This window comes from Sphingobium indicum BiD32, from assembly GCF_000382885.1.
GTDB lineage: Bacteria > Pseudomonadota > Alphaproteobacteria > Sphingomonadales > Sphingomonadaceae > Sphingobium > Sphingobium japonicum_C.
This window is the reverse complement of record NZ_CAVK010000075.1, coordinates 1-2,209: the sequence shown is the minus strand read 5'-3', so window position 1 is coordinate 2,209 and position 2,209 is coordinate 1. Positions and strand designations below refer to the sequence as shown.

At 57.7% G+C, this 2,209-nt stretch carries 3 protein-coding genes; 1 reads left to right on the top strand and 2 read right to left on the bottom strand.

Features of this window, described 5'->3' with window-relative positions; translation table 11 throughout:
* Positions 1-336: hypothetical protein (locus EBBID32_RS24505; RefSeq protein WP_196805617.1), on the top strand; the 336-nt coding region annotated here is incomplete at its 5' end.
* A gap of 702 nt (positions 337-1,038) precedes the next feature.
* Here EBBID32_RS24505 and EBBID32_RS08175 read toward each other — a convergent pair.
* Positions 1,039-1,668 carry a hypothetical protein gene (locus tag EBBID32_RS08175; protein WP_156022504.1) on the bottom strand — a complete coding sequence of 210 codons (630 nt, stop codon included), beginning with the start codon at positions 1,666-1,668 and terminating at the stop codon, positions 1,039-1,041.
* A partial coding sequence (locus EBBID32_RS24060; protein WP_231382149.1) for a hypothetical protein occupies positions 1,668-2,209 on the bottom strand: 542 nt, incomplete at its 5' end. The genes EBBID32_RS08175 and EBBID32_RS24060, both read right to left, overlap by 1 nt.

The window sequence follows — 2,209 nt, the reverse complement described above, 5'->3', positions numbered from 1 at the left end:
CAGTTGGCGATCGACATCGACACGGTGATGGATTTCGTCGCCGAAGCCCTGGCCATGATGGTCACCATCCTGGACGGCGCGCCGCCCTCCCGTTTGAGCCTGCCACAGGCCGCGGCTCGCATCGCCGCCGCCGAAGCCAGGATACCCCCGTCGTTGATCTGCGATGCCTGGCATCGAAGGGTCGCGACAGCGACCATGCCACACCAGCAGCGCGGGCGGGCGAGTGGGTCAACCCCTGCGGCGCAGCCGCAGCCCGCAGGGCGCGCAGCGGGGTTGAGGCGCTCGATCGGCCGTGCTCTCCAACGCCTGCGTCCGTGCCAGCGCTTCCGACATTGATATTCCAGAGGATTTCGACGCAGGCGACGGCGGCACCATTTCCTTGACGGCGCAAAAGCCTCAACAAGACCAACCACATAGGCCCCAAGCGACGGCGGGCCTTTTATCTCGCCCTGCTTCCCATCGTAGCATGGAGAGCAAACGGCACCGCTCAACCCCGACCTTCCGGCCCGGCACACAATGCCCATTTGTCATACATTACCGGCGGCAAGCCTATCCGGCACATCCCCTCACACCCCCGCTCCACGGTCTGCTCAAGCAGACTTCGCGCCGATCATCATGGCAGGAAGAGCAGGCAAGGGCGTAGTCCCCAAGACTACAGGCAAGCCGTTGATCGGGCGGCGTTTTCCGACGCCATAAAAGCCGTACTACAGGAGAACACACGTTCCGGTTGGCACAACGCATTGTTCTGCAAGCATAATCTCATGCACCTCGGTGCGTAGGGTGTGCTTCCCTACACTGCCATTTCCGGCCCGATCGCGCAGGATCAGTTCCGTCGCCGGATCGAGCCGGGAACCGGCCTTCGCCGGGTAACCAGGCCGCGAGACTCGCGGCACCGCCATTCCGCCCGCAACATCAATGCTTTGGCACCAAGACGGCACTGGTGTCTCGCTACCAGTGCCGTCTGTCTCGCTAAATTTCGATGTGTAGACAATAGGTTAGCCCACAGGGGGAGCCAATGCTTTTATCTTGCTAATAAGTTTAATGGCCTCCGCTGGATGCATCACCTTCAACTCTCTTCAAGAAGGCGGCAGCAAAGCTACTAAAATAGCCCGGCTCCTTGGACGCGAAGTCCGCTACAAATGTACAGGCCTCGGCCTTGTCGCCCATGAGATAAAGACAGCATGCCACGCTTTCGGGGTATCCACCCAACATATCGAGCCGCTCTTCAAGGAGAGGCAAAATCTGTCCATAACTTGCGATCAAGGAAGCATAAGCCGTTCCGGCGGTGGCATAGAGATGCGCCAAGCGCTGTGTTTCTGAATCAACGAAGTCATCACTTTGTTCTGGGGTGAAGGCAAATGCCTGTTCATTACGAACCGTGTCCAGCTCACCCATCGGGATCGCATAAGATGCAATGCCTCGATCATATTTTCGTCCCTTTATCGATGCCGCAAGACGTTCCATCGGAACGACATGAACGCCGACAAAGGGATTAATCTCAACACGGCCCGGATATACGCCGGTGTTCAAACCCACCCAGCAGTGAAATCCATCGTCCAGTGGCCAGTCGACACCTTCTTTCGCAAACCGCGTGAAGCCAGCTTGCTCAAGCGCGTCATAGCACTTCAAGCGTATAGCCTTCTTTAAAGATACCTCACGACGCATCATCAGCACGGCCTATCAACTGAACAACTTCTCATCCGGGTTGGTTCACCAGGACGAAGTCCCGCGTCTCTGGCATTTTGCCCTACTGGGGTCACCTCGCGCCCCGCTTTAATATCACCATGCAACTTCTCTTGGCCTTTGGTCAGAGTGGCATTGCCAGTCTTTGTTTCTACCACGCCCTTATCCTTTGTTACGAAATCTGTTCGGGTACGAGTCCCATCGCTGGTTTTGAAGGAAACCTGCTTGCCTGCCACCTTGTCTCCGAGTTTGGCAGCAGTCGCGGCTTCACCCTTTGCACCTTGGGCAGCGTTCGCCGCCATTCGCTCTGCGCGGGCCGATCTCGCTACTACCGCCGCCGCGCCAACATCAGGCGTTGGTCCGTCAAGGATATCGATTCCTATCGCAACCACAGTCGCAACGTTGATGACTGTATCGAGGCTGGGCAATGTGAACCCGCTCATACCGCAGCCAGTATTCAGGGTGATGCAGGGCGACTCCATCCCCGTAGGATCGCTCCGGTTAATCGGATCGTTTGCGACAACAG

Excerpts from the sequence above, each read along its gene's own strand:
- EBBID32_RS08175 (WP_156022504.1), bottom strand. The coding sequence starts at position 1,668 with ATGATGCGTCGTGAGGTATCTTTAAAGAAGGCTATACGCTTGAAGTGC.